General features: G+C 68.9%; 15 protein-coding genes. 13 read left to right on the forward strand and 2 right to left on the reverse strand.

What is annotated here, in order from left to right; all coding sequences use genetic code 11:
- Window positions 1-78 precede the first annotated feature (78 nt).
- The 13 genes from ABL840_RS30275 to ABL840_RS30335 all read left to right on the forward strand — a co-directional run bounded on the left by ABL840_RS30275 (window position 79) and on the right by ABL840_RS30335 (window position 15,214).
- Entirely contained in the window at window positions 79-486 is a 408-nt protein-coding gene (locus tag ABL840_RS30275; RefSeq protein WP_093301896.1) for a type IV pilin protein, read from the forward strand.
- Window positions 480-1,037 (forward strand): type IV pilus modification protein PilV, encoded by a 558-nt coding sequence (gene pilV / locus ABL840_RS30280; protein WP_093197553.1) that lies wholly within the window; start codon window positions 480-482, stop codon window positions 1,035-1,037. Before ABL840_RS30275 ends, pilV begins: the two co-directional genes overlap by 7 nt.
- On the forward strand, window positions 1,034-2,200 hold the full coding sequence (locus tag ABL840_RS30285) for a PilW family protein (RefSeq protein ID WP_093301898.1): 1,167 nt from the start codon (window positions 1,034-1,036) through the stop codon (window positions 2,198-2,200). Before pilV ends, ABL840_RS30285 begins: the two co-directional genes overlap by 4 nt.
- Window positions 2,197-2,763, forward strand: a complete 567-nt coding sequence (locus tag ABL840_RS30290; RefSeq protein ID WP_093301901.1) for a hypothetical protein — start codon at window positions 2,197-2,199, stop codon at window positions 2,761-2,763. Before ABL840_RS30285 ends, ABL840_RS30290 begins: the two co-directional genes overlap by 4 nt.
- A 43-nt stretch (window positions 2,764-2,806) precedes the next feature.
- Window positions 2,807-5,878: a pilus assembly protein gene (locus ABL840_RS30295; RefSeq protein WP_093301903.1), complete on the forward strand. Its 3,072-nt coding sequence runs from the start codon at window positions 2,807-2,809 to the stop codon at window positions 5,876-5,878.
- Between the two features lie 20 nt (window positions 5,879-5,898).
- Entirely contained in the window at window positions 5,899-6,414 is a 516-nt protein-coding gene (locus tag ABL840_RS30300) for a GspH/FimT family pseudopilin (protein ID WP_093197564.1), read from the forward strand.
- Between the two features lie 114 nt (window positions 6,415-6,528).
- The gene (locus tag ABL840_RS30305; protein ID WP_093197567.1) at window positions 6,529-7,350 is read left to right on the forward strand and encodes a DUF6502 family protein; all 822 of its coding nucleotides are present in this window, start codon (window positions 6,529-6,531) and stop codon (window positions 7,348-7,350) included.
- A complete protein-coding gene (locus ABL840_RS30310) occupies window positions 7,347-8,726 on the forward strand; it encodes a DUF5666 domain-containing protein (protein ID WP_093301906.1) in 1,380 nt (459 codons plus the stop codon). Before ABL840_RS30305 ends, ABL840_RS30310 begins: the two co-directional genes overlap by 4 nt.
- Window positions 8,727-8,813: 87 nt before the next feature.
- Window positions 8,814-10,097, forward strand: coding sequence for an FAD-dependent oxidoreductase (locus ABL840_RS30315; protein WP_093301908.1), 1,284 nt, complete (start codon window positions 8,814-8,816; stop codon window positions 10,095-10,097).
- 126 nt (window positions 10,098-10,223) lie between these two features.
- Window positions 10,224-10,958, forward strand: coding sequence for a DUF3348 domain-containing protein (locus ABL840_RS30320; RefSeq protein ID WP_093301911.1), 735 nt, complete (start codon window positions 10,224-10,226; stop codon window positions 10,956-10,958).
- On the forward strand, window positions 10,955-13,843 hold the full coding sequence (locus tag ABL840_RS30325; RefSeq protein ID WP_093301913.1) for a DUF802 domain-containing protein: 2,889 nt from the start codon (window positions 10,955-10,957) through the stop codon (window positions 13,841-13,843). Before ABL840_RS30320 ends, ABL840_RS30325 begins: the two co-directional genes overlap by 4 nt.
- Complete coding sequence (locus tag ABL840_RS30330; RefSeq protein ID WP_093301916.1) at window positions 13,840-14,505, forward strand: OmpA family protein; 666 nt, start codon at window positions 13,840-13,842, stop codon at window positions 14,503-14,505. Before ABL840_RS30325 ends, ABL840_RS30330 begins: the two co-directional genes overlap by 4 nt.
- Entirely contained in the window at window positions 14,498-15,214 is a 717-nt protein-coding gene (locus ABL840_RS30335; RefSeq protein ID WP_418116065.1) for a DUF2894 domain-containing protein, read from the forward strand. Before ABL840_RS30330 ends, ABL840_RS30335 begins: the two co-directional genes overlap by 8 nt.
- Before the next feature lie 17 nt (window positions 15,215-15,231).
- On the opposite strand, the gene ABL840_RS30340 is transcribed toward ABL840_RS30335, so the two are convergent.
- Together ABL840_RS30340 and ABL840_RS30345 are read right to left on the reverse strand one after the other, a co-directional pair.
- The gene (locus ABL840_RS30340; protein ID WP_093301918.1) at window positions 15,232-15,762 is read right to left on the reverse strand and encodes a YcxB family protein; all 531 of its coding nucleotides are present in this window, start codon (window positions 15,760-15,762) and stop codon (window positions 15,232-15,234) included.
- Window positions 15,763-15,769: 7 nt separating this feature from the next.
- Window positions 15,770-16,309, reverse strand: coding sequence for a C40 family peptidase (locus ABL840_RS30345; RefSeq protein WP_093301920.1), 540 nt, complete (start codon window positions 16,307-16,309; stop codon window positions 15,770-15,772).
- Window positions 16,310-16,411: the final 102 nt, after the last annotated feature.

Raw genomic sequence — 16,411 nt, forward strand, 5'->3', positions numbered from 1 at the left:
CCGTTCGAGGGCTTGCATTTCGTATAAATGTGATAAATTCACATTCTTAACAATGTGAAACATTCCTTTCGAGCCACGATGAACCAGCATTCGCAGGCACGCAGACGCAGCAGCGGCTTCACATTGATCGAGCTCATGATCACGGTCGCGATCGTGGCCATCCTGGCGTCGATCGCCCTGCCGAGCTACCAGCAGTACGTCATCCGCTCGAAGCGCTCGGCGGCCCAGGCGCAGATGCTGGACATCGCCAACCGGCAGCAGCAGTTCCTCATCGCCAACCGCGGCTACGCCGACAAGGCGGCGCTCACCGCCAGCGGCTACAACCTGCCCGCCGAGGTTTCCGGCAGCTACAGCTACGACGTCACGCTCTCCACCACCGGCGCCCCGAGCTACACGCTCACCTTCACGCCGACCGGCTCGCAGTCGGGCGACGGCGCTCTCTCCCTCACCAGCGAAGGCGTGAAGACGCCGTCCGGCAAATGGTGACGAGCCGCCCCGCCCGCCGCCAGCGCGGCACCACGCTCATCGAGGTGCTGGTCACGCTGCTCATCCTGGCCTTCGGCCTGTTCGGCCTCGTGGGCCTCCAGGCCCGCATGCAGGCCTCCGAGATGGAGTCGTACCAGCGCTCGCAGGCGCTGATCCTGCTGAACGACATGGCCAGCCGCATCGCGACCAACCGCCGCACGGCCGCCAGCTACATCACCAGCGCGCCGCTGGGCGCCGACGCCGCCTGCCCCACCTCCACCGGCACGCGGCAGCAGGTGGACGCCAAGGAGTGGTGCAACGCGCTGCAGGGAGCCGCCGAGGTCTCCGGCAACAGCAAGCTCGGCACCGTGATCGGCGGGCGCGGCTGCGTCGAGGACATGGGCAACAACGAGTACCTCGTCACCGTCGCCTGGCAGGGACTGGGGCCGATCTCGGCGCCGCCCGACGGCGTGGCCTGCGGCAAGGGTCAGTACGACACCGGCACCCAGTGCAAGGACGACAAGTGCCGTCGCACCGTGACCACGCTGGTGCGCATCGGGTCGCTCTCATGACCAGCCGCCGCACCGCGGTCGCCGCGCCGCGCCGCTTGCGCTCGCCACTGCGGGCCCAGCGCGGCCTCACGCTGATCGAGCTGATGGTCGCCATCACCATCATGCTCATCGTGGTGGCGGCGCTGCTCGCGCTGTTCCTGAACGTGAGCAACTCGCAGCGCGAGCTGGAGCGTGTCAACCGCCAGATCGAGACCGGCCGCCTCAGCGTCTTCGTGCTCGAGAACGAGCTTTCCCACGCGGGTTTCTGGGAAAACTACATGCCCGAGTTCGACGACCTCACCGTCACCGGCGCCCCCACGCACGTGCCCACCGGCGCGCTGCCCGACCCGTGCCTGCCCTACTCCGTCGCGAACTGGACCGACGACTACAAGCGCCAGCTGCTCGACCTGCCGGTGCAGACCTACGACAGCGTCCCCGCGAGCTGCGCCGACCTGCTGAAGAACAAGAAGGCCGGCACCGACATCCTCGTGGTGCGCCACGCCGAGACCTGCCTGCCCGGCACGACCAACTGCGATGCCGACATGAGCGGCGCCATGTACTTCCAGTCGTCGCTGTGCGGCACGCAGAAGCCTTCCTCGTTCGCCCTGTCGACCGCCGGCTTCGACACCATGTTCCGCAAGGACTGCACCACCCCATCGCCCAAGCGCAAGCTCGTGGCGGACATCTACTACGTGCGCGACTACGCCGAGACCGCCGGAGACGGCGTTCCCACGCTCGCGCGCTCGCGCTTCGACCTGGCGGGCGGCACGCTCGCGCAGCAGCCGCCCGTGCCGCTGATCGAGGGCGTCGAGGGCTTCCGCGTCGAGCTCGGCCTCGACACGCTGAGCAAGACCGGCGCCGCCGTCGACTACACCACGGCCATCGCCTGGGCCGACCCCGCGAACAAGTCCACGCCCGCCAACCGCGGCGACGGCAGCCCCGACGGCGCCTTCGTGCACTGCAGCACCAGCCCGGCCTGCACCGCCGACCAGCTGGTCAACGTGGTGGCCGTCAAGCTGCACGTGCTGGCGCGCAGCGCCGAGGCGTCGCCCGGCCACACCGACACCCGCACCTACCAGCTCGGCGGCTCCACGCTGGGCCCCTTCAACGACCACTACAAGCGGCACGCGTTCTCCACCTCCGTGCGCCTGACCAACGTCACCGGCCGGAGGGAAACGCCATGAACCCACGCGCGCCACTCGCCCGCGGCACCGGCCAGCGCGGCGCCGCCCTGCTCATCGGAATGATCATGCTGCTGCTGATCACGCTGGTGGTCACCGCCGCCTTCAACCTGAGCAACGCCAACCTCAAGGCCGTGGGCAACCTGCAGACGCGCAACGAGGCGGTCGCCGCCGCCAACCGCGCGATCGAGGAAGTCGCCAGCAGCCTGCTGGTGCCCGGCAGCGACGGCAGCCCGACGCTCGCGGCGCCGCAGCAGACCGTGAGCATGGTGGACATCAACAACGACGGTGTCACCGACTACCAGGTGAACGTCGCGCCTCCCGTCTGCGTGCGTGCCACCAAGGCACTGGACAGCGGCAGCGGCGGCTCCACGGGTCCCGGCGGCGTCACGGGCGGCGCTTCCAGCAGCGGCTCCGGCCTGGCAACGCTGCCCGACCAATACAACTCCGTCTGGGACATCAGCACCACGGTGACCGACAGCATCACCGGCACATCCACCGCCGTACGGCAAGGCGTGCGGGTGCTGCTCAACAAGGCGCAGTTCGATGCCTTCTGTGCCTCCTAGGCATGCCACTTCACGACAACCCGACGACGAACAGGCCCGCACCATGATCCGGAAACTTCTCGCTTCGCTGTGGACGGCCGCCGCGCTCACCGCGTTGACGGCGGGCCATGCCCGCGCCGAGGACATCGACCTCTTCGTGGGCTACAACCCCAGCGCGGCGCAAGCGCCGAACGTGCTGTTCGTGCTGGACAACACGGCCAACTGGAACCAGCCCTTCACCGCCGAGATGACCGCGCTCGCCTCGGCCTTCGAAAGCCTGAAGGCCAACAAGTTCAAGGTCGGCCTGATGATGTTCACCGAGACCGGCCAGGGCAACTCCAACTCCGATGGCGGCTACGTGCGCGCCGCGGTGCGCACGCTGGACGACGGCACCAAGATCAAGTACGGCGCGCTCATCCGCAGCCTCGACAAGATCGGCGACAAGTCCAACGGCGGCAAGGCCGGCAAGACCATGGCCGAGGTCTATCGCTACCTCGCCAGCGGCACGCCCATCGCCGGCAACAGCAAGAACAAGGCCGACTACAGCGGCAACGTGAGCGGCACGCAGGCCTCGAAGGACATCTACGCGCTCACGCGCAACGCGCTCAGCGGCTTCTCCGCCACCACCTACGTCGGCCCGAGCACCGAGAACTGCACCGGCACCTACGTCATCTACATCAGCAACGGCGCGGCGCAGGACAACACCAGCGACAGCCAGATCTCCAACGCCGCCCTGCGCGCAGCGGGCGGCGACGCGACGCAGATCGCACTGAGCCCTAGCGGTTCGCAGGACAACACGGCCGACGAATGGTCGCGCTTCCTGCAGACCAGCATGGGCGTGAAGGTCTACACCATCGAGGCCGCCAAGGCTACCGGCGGCCAGGGCCCGGGCTGGAGCGCGCTGCTCAAGAGCATGGCCACCCAGAGCAAGGGCGAGTACTACGACATCTCGGCGCAGCCCAACCTCGGCAGCGCGCTCGGCGCGGCGCTGGACGACATCTTCAGCAAGATCCAGTCGGTCAACAGCGTGTTCTCCTCGGTGAGCCTGCCGGTGAGCGTGAACACCCAGGGCACCTACCTGAACCAGGTGTTCGTGGGCATGTTCCGCCCCGACCAGGACGCCTTTCCGCGCTGGAACGGCAACCTCAAGCAATACAAGCTGGGCCTGGACAGCACCAACCAGCTGATCCTGCAGGACTCGGTGGGCAACAACGCCGTCAACAACCAGACCGGCTTCGTCGCGCCCTGCGCGCGCAGCTTCTGGACACCCGCGCCCAGCGACACCGACGTCTACTGGAGCTTCCGGCCCTCCGGCGACTGCCTGGGCAAGGAAGCCGCCGACAGCCCCGACGGCAACGTGGTGGAAAAAGGCGCGCAGGGCTACATGCTGCGCCGCCTCGCCGTGGCCAACCGCAACATGAAGACCTGCGCGCCGGGCAGCTGCACCGCCCTCACGGCCTTCGCAGACGGCAACTCCGCCATCACCAAGGCCGCGCTGGGCGTCACGGCGGACACCGACCGCACCGCGCTCATCAACTGGGCGCGCGGCCTCGACAACAAGGGCGACGAGCGGCTCGACGCGCAGGGCAACCCCGTCACCTCCACCTCCATGCGCCCCTCCGTGCACGGCGACGTGGTGCACTCGCGGCCGGTGGCCATCAACTACGGCACCGACGCCTCGCCCCAGGTGGTGGTGTTCTACGGCGGCAACGACGGCGTGCTGCGCGCCGTCAACGGCAACCGCAGCGCGGCCATCGGCTCGGCGGCCGCTGGCGACGAGCTCTGGTCCTTCATGCCGCCGGAGTTCTACGGCAGCCTCAAGCGGCTTTACGACGACACCACGCGCATCAACTTCCCCGGCCTGCCGGTCACCGCCGGCGCGGTGGCGCCCAAGCCCTACGGCATGGACGGCCCGGTCTCGGCCTATCGCAAGGACAGCACCGCCTGGCTCTACGCGAGCATGCGCCGGGGCGGCCGGCTGATCTACGCCTTCGATGTTTCCTCCGCCTCCGCGCCCACGCTGAAGTGGCGCAAGGGCTGCCCCAACCAGGGCGACGACACCGGCTGCGACACCGGCTTCGAGGGCCTCGGCCAGACCTGGTCGGCGCCCAAGGTGATGCGCGCCAGCGGCTACGGCGGCGGCAACAGCCCGCTGCTCATCTTCGGCGGCGGCTACGACAAGTGCGAGGACGTCGACACCAACAGCGCTAGCCAGGCCTGCGGCAGCGGCGCAAAGGGCAGCGGCATCTACGTGCTCGACGCCGACACCGGCGCGCGCCTGCAGATGTTCGCCACCGCGCGGCCGGTGGTCGGCGAAGTCACCGTCGTCACCGACTCCCTCGGCGTCGCCCGCATCGCCTATGCCGCGGACCTGGGCGGCAACGTCTACCGCATCGCGCTCGACAGCGGAGCGCCGTCCGCCTGGACCATGACGCAGGTCGCCTCGCTCGGCTGCGACACCGTGACCACCTGCACGCCCAACCGCAAGTTCATGTTCGCCCCCGACGTGGTGGAGGACAACGGCTCCTTCGTGATCCTGCTGGGCTCCGGCGACCGCGAGAAGCCGCTGCGCTACTACAACGTCGCGCTCGGCGTGACCAACCGCTTCTACATGCTGGTCGACAAGCCCACCGACAGCACCTGGCTGAGCAGTGAAGTCAGCCGGTGCGGCACCGGCAACGGGCTGCTGTGTCAGGCCTCGCTGCAGCCCATCACCGACACATCCACGCCGAGTTCGTCCGACCTCGCGACGAAGAAGGGCTGGTACCTCGCCCTCGCCGCCGGCGAGCAGGTGGTGACGAGCTCGGTCACGGCCTACGGCATCACCACCTTCAACACCCACACGCCGACCAACCCTAACACGCAGTCGTGCCGCGCCGACCTCGGCACCGCGCGCGTCTACAACGTGTCGTACGTCAACGCCGCGCCGCAGGGAACCGGTGGCCGCTTCCAGAACGTGGTGGGCGGCGGCCTCGCGCCTTCGCCCGTGGTGGGCCGCGTCCAGCTCGACGACGGCAGCATGCGCGACGTGGTGATCGGCGCCAACCCCGACTCCTTCCTCAGCCCCAAGGGCACCGCGCCCAAGGCCGCGTTCAAGCAGCCGAAGGGCCGGGTCTACTGGTTCATCCAGAAGTGAGCCCGCGGAGCTCCGGCAACATGCGCAACCGCCCCCGCACCGCCCGCGCGCACGGCTTCACGCTGGTGGAGCTGATGGTCACGCTGGCCGTGCTGGTGGTGCTCGTCGCCATCGCCGTGCCTTCGTTCGACAGCATCCGGCTGTCCACGCGCCTGAGCGGCTACGCCACCTCGCTGGTCTCGGGCAGCCAGCTCGCGCGCAGCGAGGCCATCAAGCGCAATGCCCCGGTCACCCTGTGCGCCTCGGCCAACGGCACCAGCTGCAGCACCAACGGGCAATGGGAAGCCGGCTGGATCGTGCTGAGCGGCACGCAGGTGCTGCGCGTGGAAAGCGCCGCGGCCTCCGGCTACCTGCTGCGCGAAGCGGGCGGCGCCAGTGCCATCGTGTTCCAGGCCACCGGCATGGGCGCGGGCCAGAGCCGGATCACCATCTGCCGCACCACCCCCAGCGCCAACCAGTCGCGCGCCGTGAGCATCAGCGCGACGGGGCGCACCAACGTCACGAAGTCGAACGACGGGACCTGCACGTCGACCTAGGAAAAAGCGGCCCGGCGGACCAACGACAATACGGCGCAGCGACGGGGGTTGGATGGCGGCCCGCCCCTGTCTTGGAACTTAGAACTCACGAACCCAGGAGCAACGACCGCATTCATGGAACACCGGCTGGATTGGGCCCTTGCCGCCTGCGCTCGCATCCTTCGTCCGGTCGTCCGGCTGGCGCTCGCCATGGGCGTCAAGCACCCGCACCTCGAGGAACTGCTGCGCGACCTGCTCATCGAGGAGGCGCAACGCTCCTGGCGCCAGCAGGGCGTGAAGCGGCCCAACCTCAGCCAGATCTCGGTGACCACCGGCCTGAACCGCAAGGCCGTCACCGCCAAGGTCCGCTCCACCGTCGACCCCCTGCCCCACACCGAGCTCTCGGCCGCGGCCAAGACCTTCACGCTGTGGCTGCAGATGATGACCGGCGACGACGCACTGCGCCGCCTGCCCGTGACCACCGAGAGCGAGGAGCCTTCGTTCGAGCGCGTGGCGCGCCTGGCCAGCCGCGGCAACATCCATCACCGCACCATCCTGGATGAGCTGGTGCGCCTGAACATGGTGGCCGAGGACAGCGGCGTCGCCGAGCTCATGTCCGACGGCTTCGTTCCGGTCGAAGACCTCCAGTCGATGCTCGCCTTCCTGGGCGACAACGGCCGCGACCACCTGCTGGCGGCCGTTTCCAACACGCTGGGCGAATCGCCCCGCATGCTCGAGCGCGCGGTGTACGCGCGCGGGCTCACGCTGGAAGACTGCGAGAGCATCGAGCGCCTCGCGCGCGAACGCTGGGCCGGACTGCATCACGAACTGGCCCGCGAAATGACCAAGGCCGTCGACCGCGCGCCCGCCGACAGCAAGGCGCGCATCCGCGTCGGCATCTATACCTATTACGAAGACGACGAAGCCGCGCCGAAGAAGAGCGGGCCCTCACGATGAACACGATCCTCACATTCACACGCTCCTTCCGGTTCGCGCACGGCGTCCTGCGCGGCCTGCTGCTCGCAGGCGGCATGGCCATGCTTCTTTCCTGCGGCGGCGGCGGCGGAGCGTCCGGCACCGGCATTGCGGGCGTCTCTGGCACGGCAGCGGGCACCACGGCTGGCACGGACACAGGCGGCGGTGGCGGCGGCAACGCCTCGGGCGGCGACGCCGGCGGCAGTTCGGGCGCCGGCAGCGGCAATGCAGGCGGCGACGGCACCAGCACCGCAGGCAACACCAACGGCGACGGCTCCGGCGTGGGTTCGGGCGGCACCGGCGTGAGCGCGGACGCCGCCGGCATCGGCGCCGCGGACGGCCTCGGTAGCGTCATCCTCAACGGCCTGCGCTACGACACCGACAGCGCCACCTTCAGCCTGGAAGACACCAGCGAACTGCAGATCGGCATGAGCGCGCGCATCGCCGGCAAGGTCGACGCCAACTTCACCAGCGGCACCGCCGCGCAGGTCGTCTCGGCCGCCGAGTTGCGGGGCACCGCCTCCGCCATCGACCTCTCGAACGGCAGCTTCACCGTCATGGGCAGCCGCGTGACCACCGACACCGCCACCGTCTGGGGCGACTCCAACGGCGCGGCCGACCTGGTCGACGGTAACTTGATCCAGGTCTGGGGCCTGCCCGCCGCGCCGGGCACGCTGCGCGCCACGCGCGTCCAGATCGCGCCGGGCTCCGTCGAGCCGCTGGTGACAGGCACCGTCCAGAACCTCGACCTTGTCGGCCGGCACTTCACGCTCGGCCTGCTCACCGTCGACTACGGCCCCGGCCTCGACACCGCCAGCCTGGCCGAAGGCGCCATCGTCCGCGTGCGCGGCACCGTGGCGCCGGTGGCCGGCCACTTCACCGCCACCACGGTCAAGGGCTGGTACGCCATCCCCACGGCCGACGGCATCGCGCTCCAGCTCGCGGGCGTCGCCACCGACTTCGCCTCGCTCGGCGACTTCCGTGTGCTCGGCAACAAGGTCGACGCGCGCAACGCACAGATCACCGGCGGTCCGGCCGGCTCCATCGGCAACGGCGTCAAGGTCGAGGTCGACGGTTTCCTCTCGGGGCAGGTGCTCGTTGCGAAGAAGCTGCGCATCCGCTACGTGCCGGGCACGGGCGGGCCGGCGTCCTTCACGGTGATCGGCCCCGTCGCCGGCTTCCAGTCGGCCGCCGACTTCATGGTGCGCGGCCAGCGCGTGAATGCCAGCGGCTCCGCTACCATCTTCGAAAACGGCACCGCCGCGGACCTGGGCAACGGCAAGCGCGTGACAGTAGTCGGAGACCGCGTGGTCGACGGCGTGCTCATCGCCCAGCGCGTTACCTTCGCGCAACCCTGAGCCACGGGGGCCGAGCCCGGTACTGCGCGGTGCCGGGCAACCCAGGCCACGTCGTCCGCGGCGCGACCGGATCGATCGATCGGAGCCATGGACACGCAAGCCACCCAAGCGCCCGCATCCTCGACGCCACGCTGCTGCATCGCAGGTGGCGGCCCCGCCGGCATGGTGCTGGGCCTGCTGCTGGCCCGCGCCGGCGTGCCCGTCGTCGTGCTGGAGAAGCATCTCGACTTCCTGCGCGACTTTCGCGGCGACACCGTGCACCCGTCCACGCTCGAAGTGCTGCACGAGCTTGGCCTGCTCGAAGCCTTCCTGCAGCGCCCGCACGACCGCATCGACGAACTGCGGGCCACCTTCGAGGGCCGCAGCGTCGCGGTGGCCGACTTCAGGCACCTGCCCTCGCACAGCAAGTTTCTCGTGCTGATGCCGCAATGGGACTTTCTCGACTTCATGTGCGACGAGGCCCGGCGCTACCCGGGCTTCGAGCTTTGGACCGACGCCGAAGCCGTCGGCCTGCTGCAGGACAAGGGCCGCGTGAACGGCGTGAAGGTGCGGCTCGGCCGCCATGCCGGCCAGCCGCGCGACGTCGAACTACACGCCTCGCTGGTGGTGGCGGCCGACGGCCGGCATTCCGCGCTGCGCGATGCGGCGGCGCTGCCGCACATCAGCTTCGGCGCGCCCATCGACGTGCTGTGGATGGCCGTTCCGAGACTGGCCGGCGACCCGTCGGCCACCGCGGGCCACGTCGCGGGCGGCCACTTCCTGGTGACGCTGAATCGCGGCGACTACTGGCAGTGCGCCTTCGTCATACCCAAGGGTGGCCATGACGCGCTGCGGGCGCGCGGCATCGGAGCCTTCCACGAGGAAATCGGCCGTATCGCGCCTTTCCTCGCCGACCGGCTGCCTTCCGCCTTGCCCGACTGGGACGCGGTGAAGCTGCTCGAAGTGACGGTCGACCGCCTCGAAAGCTGGTCATGCCGCGGCCTGCTGTGCATCGGCGACGCCGCGCATGCGATGTCGCCGGTGGGCGGCGTCGGCATCAACCTCGCGGTACAGGACGCCGTGGCCGCCGCCAACCTGCTGGCCGCCACGCTGGCCGGCGACGCGACCGAGAAGCAGATCGACGCCCTGCTGCCCCAATTGCAGCGCCGCAGGGAACTGCCCGTGCAGGTCACCCAGGCCGTGCAGCGCTTCATACAGGACCGCGTGCTCATGGCCGTGCTCGACGGCAAGCCGGCGACAGGCCCGCGGCGCCTGCCCTTGCCCCTGCGCCTGCTTGCGCGCTGGCCGCTGCTTCGCCGGCTGCCGGCGCGGGCCGTTGGGCTGGGCCTGCGGCCCGAACACGTGACTTCGCCGCGCTCGCCGCGCACATGATGAAAAACTGGCATTTCGTTACATAGCCGGGGCCTGACGGGCCTTGGCGGGAGGGCTCGGACAGAGGGCCCTGTTGTAGACTGCCGGGTTTTTCGGATCACGCGCATTCGGGCGCTTTCAGGGGGCATGGAGCAAGTTTCAAGGCGCACAGGTTTCAACGGCTCGGCGCTCATTCGCTTGCTCTCAAGGCTTTCCAACGTCGACGCCCGGGAACCCGCGCAACCCACCGCCGACCGGCTGAGCCAGTGGTTCGGCTGGACCGACGCCATCTCGCTGTCCGCGGCGCTCGACGGTGCCCCGGCAACGCCGCAAACCGGCCTCCGCGCCCCACGCAACAACGAAGAAAGCGAATGCCAGCGCGTGAAAGCCGCACTGGCCACTGCCATCGTCGAGGACGACACCTTCGGCGCCGGCAAGGATGCCGCTTCCGACTTCACCCCCTACAAGCGCCGCTACCTGGCCCGGCAACAGGCCATGGAAGCGGGTGCGAGCACCCTGCGCGGCAAGCTGCGCGCGGCCATGGCGGCGAAGTCGCCGGCCATGGCCCGGCTCGCGTCGGTGGACGTGGTCATGGCGCAGGTGCTCGAAGCGCGCGAATACAGCCTGCTGTCGGCCGTGCCGGGCATCCTCGAGCGGCACTTCGAGCGCCTGCGCAAGGCCGCCGAAGCTCCGCCGGCGGAAGCCGACGCCGAAGCATCCGAGACAGACGACAACCCCCACAGTGCCCAGCCCGCCGACGAGTGGCTGGACGTGTTCCGCAAGGACGCCCAGGACGTGCTGCTCGCCGAACTGGACTTCAGATTTCAACCGGTCGAAGGGCTGCTCGATGCCCTTCGCACCCAGGCCACCAGGACCTCATGACCCGATTCCTCCACTACGCCGTATTTGTCGCTGGCCTTGCCGTCGTGGGCTGGGTGGGCGCCGGATACATCGGCACCAACCCGCTGGCGCTGGCCGTCACGCTGGTCATCGGCGCGTTCTACATCATGGGCGCGCTGGAGCTGCACCGCTTCCAGCAGGCCACCGACAGCCTGGCGCAGGCCACGGCCGACCTCTCGGCCCCGCCTGACAGCCTCGGCACCTGGCTCGACCGGCTGCATCCCTCGCTGCGCAACGCCGTGCGCCTGCGCATCGAGGGCGAGCGCGTGGGCCTGCCCGGCCCCGCCCTCACGCCGTACCTCGCCGGCTTCCTAGTGCTGCTGGGCATGCTGGGCACCTTCATCGGCATGGTGGTCACGCTCAGGGGCACCGGCCTCGCGCTGGAAAGCTCGACCGACCTGCAGACCATCCGCGATTCGCTTTCCGCCCCCGTGAAGGGCCTCGGCCTCGCCTTCGGCACCTCGGTGGCGGGCGTGGCCGCATCGGCCATGCTCGGCCTGGCCTCTGCACTGAGCCGCCGCGAGCGCCTGCAGGCCGGACAACTGCTCGACACGAAGATCGCCACCGTGCTGCGCGTCTTCTCGCAGACGCACCAGCGCGAAGAGTCCTTCAAGCTGCTGCAGCAGCAGGCCCACGCCATGCCCGAGATGATCGGCCAGCTGCAGGCCATGGTGCACGCCATCGAACGGCAGAACCAGTCCCTCAGTGACCGGCTCGCGGCCAGCCAGGACAGCTTCCACAGCAAGGCCGAGGCCGTGTACGGAAACCTCGCATCTTCCGTCGACCAGTCGCTCAAGCAGAGCCTGACCGAGAGCGCGCGCGTCGCGGGCGCCGCGATCCAGCCCGTGGTCGAAGCCACCATGGCCGGCATCGCGCGCGAGACGGCGGCGCTGCACCAGACCATCTCGAGCACCGTGCAGCAGCAGCTCGACGGCCTCTCCGGCCGCTTCGAGGCCACCACCGACCGCGTGGCCGACACCTGGAAGACCGCGCTCGCCGAACACCAGCACACCAGCGAAGCGCTGTCGAAGGACGTGCGCGGCTCGCACGACCACTTCGCGCAGACCTTCGAGCAGCGCTCCGCCGCGCTGGTCGACAGCGTCTCCGCGCGCCTCGAAAGCACCGTCGGCAACGTGTCGAAGACCTGGGGCGACGCGCTCGCGCAGCACCAGCAGGTCAGCGAGAAGCTGTCGGGCAATGCGCACCAGGCCCTGACGTCCGCCACCGCCGCGTTCGAGCAGCACACCGCATCGCTGCTGCAGACCGTGGACCAGGCGCATGCGAAGCTGCAGACCGAGCTGGCGGCGCGCGACGAACAGCGCCTCTCGGCCTGGACGCAATCGCTGGCCGACATGGGCGCCTCGCTCCACCAGCAATGGCAGCAGGCCGGCGCACACAACGCGAGCCAGCAGCAACAGCTGCTCGACACGATGGCGCAGACGGCACGCGACACGATGGCGCAGACCGAGACGCATGCGAAGAGCACCGTCGCCGAGATCGCACGACTGCTGCAGGCCGCGGCCGAAGCACCGCAGGCCGCGTCGGACGCGATGTCGCAGATTGCGCAGCGCGACGAACAGCGTCTCGCGGCCTGGACGCAATCGCTGACCACCATGGCCGCATCGCTGCAGCAGGAATGGCAGCAGGTCAACGCGCACCACGCGGGCCAACAGCAGCAGCTCATCGACGCGATGACGCAAACCGCACGCGACACGATGGCGCAGACCGAAGCACACGCGAAGAGCACGGTCGCCGAGATCGCGCGGCTGCTGCAAGCCGCATCGGAGGCACCGCAAGCTGCTGCCGACGCGATGTCGCAGATGGCATCGCGCGACGAAGAGCGCCTCGCGACCTGGACGCAATCGCTGACCGCCATGGCCGCTTCGCTTCAGCAGGAATGGAAACAGGTCAACGCGCACCACGCAGGTCAGCAACAGCAGCTCATCGACACGATGGTGCAGACCGCGCGCGACACGATGGCGCAGACCGAGACGCACGCAAAGAACACCGTCGCCGAGATCTCGCGGCTGCTGCAGGCCGCCGCCGAGGCACCGCAGGCCGCGGCCGATGCGATGTCGCAGATGGCATCGCGCGACGAACAGCGCCTCGCGGCATGGACCCAATCGCTGGGCGCCATGGCTGCCTCGCTGCAGCAGGAATGGCAGCAGGCCAACTCGCACAACGCGAGCCAGCAGCAGCAGCTCTTCGACACCATGGCCCAGACCGCGCGCGACATGTCGGCGCAGACCGAGGCGCACGCGAAGAGCACCGTCACCGAGATCGCCCAGTTGCTGCAGGCCGCTTCGGAAGCACCACGTGCCGCAGCCGAAGTGGTAACGGAGCTGCGCCAGAAGCTCGCCGACAGCATGGCGCGCGACAACACCATGCTGGAGGAGCGCAGCCGCATCCTCGAAACCCTTTCCACCCTGCTCGACGCGGTGAACCACGCCTCGACCGAACAGCGCGCCGCCATCGACACGCTGGTGTCGGCATCGGCCGAGATGCTGGAGCGCGTCGGCAGCCGTTTCACCGAGAAGGCCGAAGCCGAGTCCGACAAGATGAGCAACGTGGCCGCGCAGATCGCCGGCAGCGCCGTCGAGGTGGCCAGCCTGGGTGAGGCCTTCGGCCTCGCCGTACAGCTCTTCAGCCAGTCGAACGACAAGCTCGCGGCCCACCTGCAGCGCATCGAAGGCGCGCTGGGCAAATCGATCTCGCGCAGCGACGAACAGCTCGCCTACTACGTCGCACAGGCGCGCGAGGTGATCGACCTGAGCATCATGTCGCAGAAGCAGATAGTCGAAGACATGCAGCAGATCGCCAGCAGGCAAGAGAAGCAACTGCAGGCGCCCGCGGACAGCGAAGCATGATGGGCACCCGCGAAGACATCGAGGCCGGCTTCGACGAGCCCGGCGTGCCGGTATGGGCCGTGTTCGGCGACCTCATGGCCGGCCTGCTCGGCGCCTTCGTGCTCATCCTCGTGTGCGCGCTCGGCATGCAGATGGAGCTGGCGTCGAAGCTGGAAACCGAAGTCAAGCAGCGACAGGCCGAAGCCAAGCGCCTGCAGACGCTCGAACAGGCCCTGGCGGCGCCGCTTGCCGCCGGCCGCGTGACGCTGACCAACGGCCGCATCGGCATCAGCGGCAACGTGCTGTTCGCCTTCAACTCGGCGGAACTGCAGCCCGAGGGCAAGCAGCTGCTCAAGAGCCTGGCCGCGCCGCTGACCACTTATCTCAAGTCGCGCGACGAAATCCTGATGGTGAGCGGCTTCACCGACGACCGGCAGATGCGCGACAACGCACGCCAGTTCGCGGACAACTGGGAGCTGTCGGCACAACGTGCACTGACCGTGACGCGCTCGCTGATCGAGGCCGGCGTGCCGTCATCGACGATCTTCGCCGCCGCCTTCGGCTCCGAGCAGCCCGTGGCGTCGAATGCCGACGCGGACGGCCGCTCGAAGAACCGTCGCGTGGAAATGGCGCCCACGCCGCGCCCTTCTTCTTCCAGCGCCAGCGCGAAGCCTCGTGACTGAGCAGGAAGACGTCACCGCTCGCGACACCGGCGCCATGGTCGCCGCGGCGCTCGCGCGCGGCGATCAACGCTTCGACCCGGTGCGCTTTCGCGTCATCGAGGCGATGGCCCGGCGCGCGGCTGCACTCGACGGCGAAGTTCGGCGCATCGTCGACGACAAGGTGATCGCGCTGCTTGCGGCGTATGGCGAGGATCAGGAGAAGGCGAAGTCCGCGGAAGCTGCGGAACAGCCGGCTGAGCCCGAGCGCGACGCATTCGCGGAGCTCATCGAGCACATTGCGAAGCACGCGCCGGCTCCGGGCGACGTTCCCGCAACAACGGCAGCCACAGCGCCGAAGACAACAGCAACGGGCAAGGCAGTGCCCCGCCCCTCTTCTCGCGCTGCAGCGCCTGCGCCAGCCGCCGAGCTGAAGTCGATCCGCTACTTCAAGAGCACGTGGTCCAAACTCAGCGCCGACCGGCGGCTGAACCAATCGCGCGCGAAGGTGCCACAGAACGCCGGCCCGCTCAACTCGCACCAGCTCGTGCACCGCTCGCTCACGCTCATGCGCGACATGTCGCCGGAGTATCTCAACCGGTTCATGGCGTATGTCGATGCGCTGTCGTGGGTCGAGCAGTTGAATGGCGGTGGTGGTGCCGCTGCGGCGGGTGCTGCGAGCCCGCGTGCCGAGGGCGCGAAGAAGAGCGGTCGCGGCGGCAAGGGCGGCTGAAAAGCCGCCCCGCGTTTTCACGGCCCGTTCTTCAGATGCGCCGTGAAGCGCTTGAACCTGTCGGCAAAAGATGCCGCGACTACGGCACGTGGGAGCACCACGGCGTGCGTCGCATCGAGAAAAAGATAGTGGTTCACGTCATCTTCGTCACGCGCCAGAAAGGCGCCCCAAAGCAGCTCCGAGCGAGCCGTCGGGGACTCGATCAGCAATGCGCTGTCGGTGACATCGATCGTTTGCGGCGCGAGAAATGCCCCGTCGGGCGCCAGCAGGTGCCTGCGCCAGACCGCCTGCGATATCCCGGGAAGCACCATCATCAGCACGAACACGAGCACCACGAGGCAAGTCACAAACCACATATGCGGAAGCTCCGAGTAATCGCGCATGAAGTGCACGTACGCCGCGACGGTCAAGCCGACCACGATCCAGATACTCGCCCGCATCCAGAACATGATGGCCGACAGGCCCGGTTTGCGGCCGAGGCGACGTAGAACGACCTTCTGCAGACGTTCGTAATCCGCAGCGGTGAGGGTGAAGCTTTCCGACGCCATCCCGACTTCAGGGCCGCCGCGCCTGCACCGTCTGGCGCGACCAGTACACGCCATCGAGCCGATCGAGCCGCACAACGCCACCCGTCGAGGGTGCATGCACGAAGCGCCCATTGCCCACGTAGATGCCCGCATGCGATGGCGTGGAAGAGCCGAAGAGCACGAGATCGCCAGTGCGAAGCTCGGACACGGCCACCGGGCTGCCGAAGGCCGTCATGCGTGCCACCGTGCGAGGCGGCGATTCACCCACGCTGTTGAGGTATACGTAGCCGATGAGCCCGCTGCAGTCGAAGCCGCCGTCGGGCGTGTTGCCGCCGTAGCGGTACGGCGTGCCCACGAGGCCGAGCGCGTGGATCGCGATGCTGTTCGATTGCTCGGCCGTCAGCGTGCTGGTGCCGCCGATGACGGGGCCAGGGCCGCCGCCCTGCCGTGGCCCGGAGGGGCTCGCACAGCCGATGAACAGAAGGCAGGCCCCTATCGAAAGAAGCCGAAGCAGCCACTGCTGCAATGTGGTGGGGGATGAGGGTGTCGGCACAGGCGCGTCGTACATGTCGGATGGCTGGGCTCGTGAACCTGCACGAACTCTAGCGCGGAATGCGACGGTTTCCTGAAGATGCCGGCCCTCCGCGGCCCGCACTGCTGCGCGGGCGCC

Origin of the sequence: Variovorax sp. NFACC27, from assembly GCF_048301545.1 — a bacterium.
Taxonomy (GTDB): domain Bacteria; phylum Pseudomonadota; class Gammaproteobacteria; order Burkholderiales; family Burkholderiaceae_C; genus Variovorax; species Variovorax gossypii.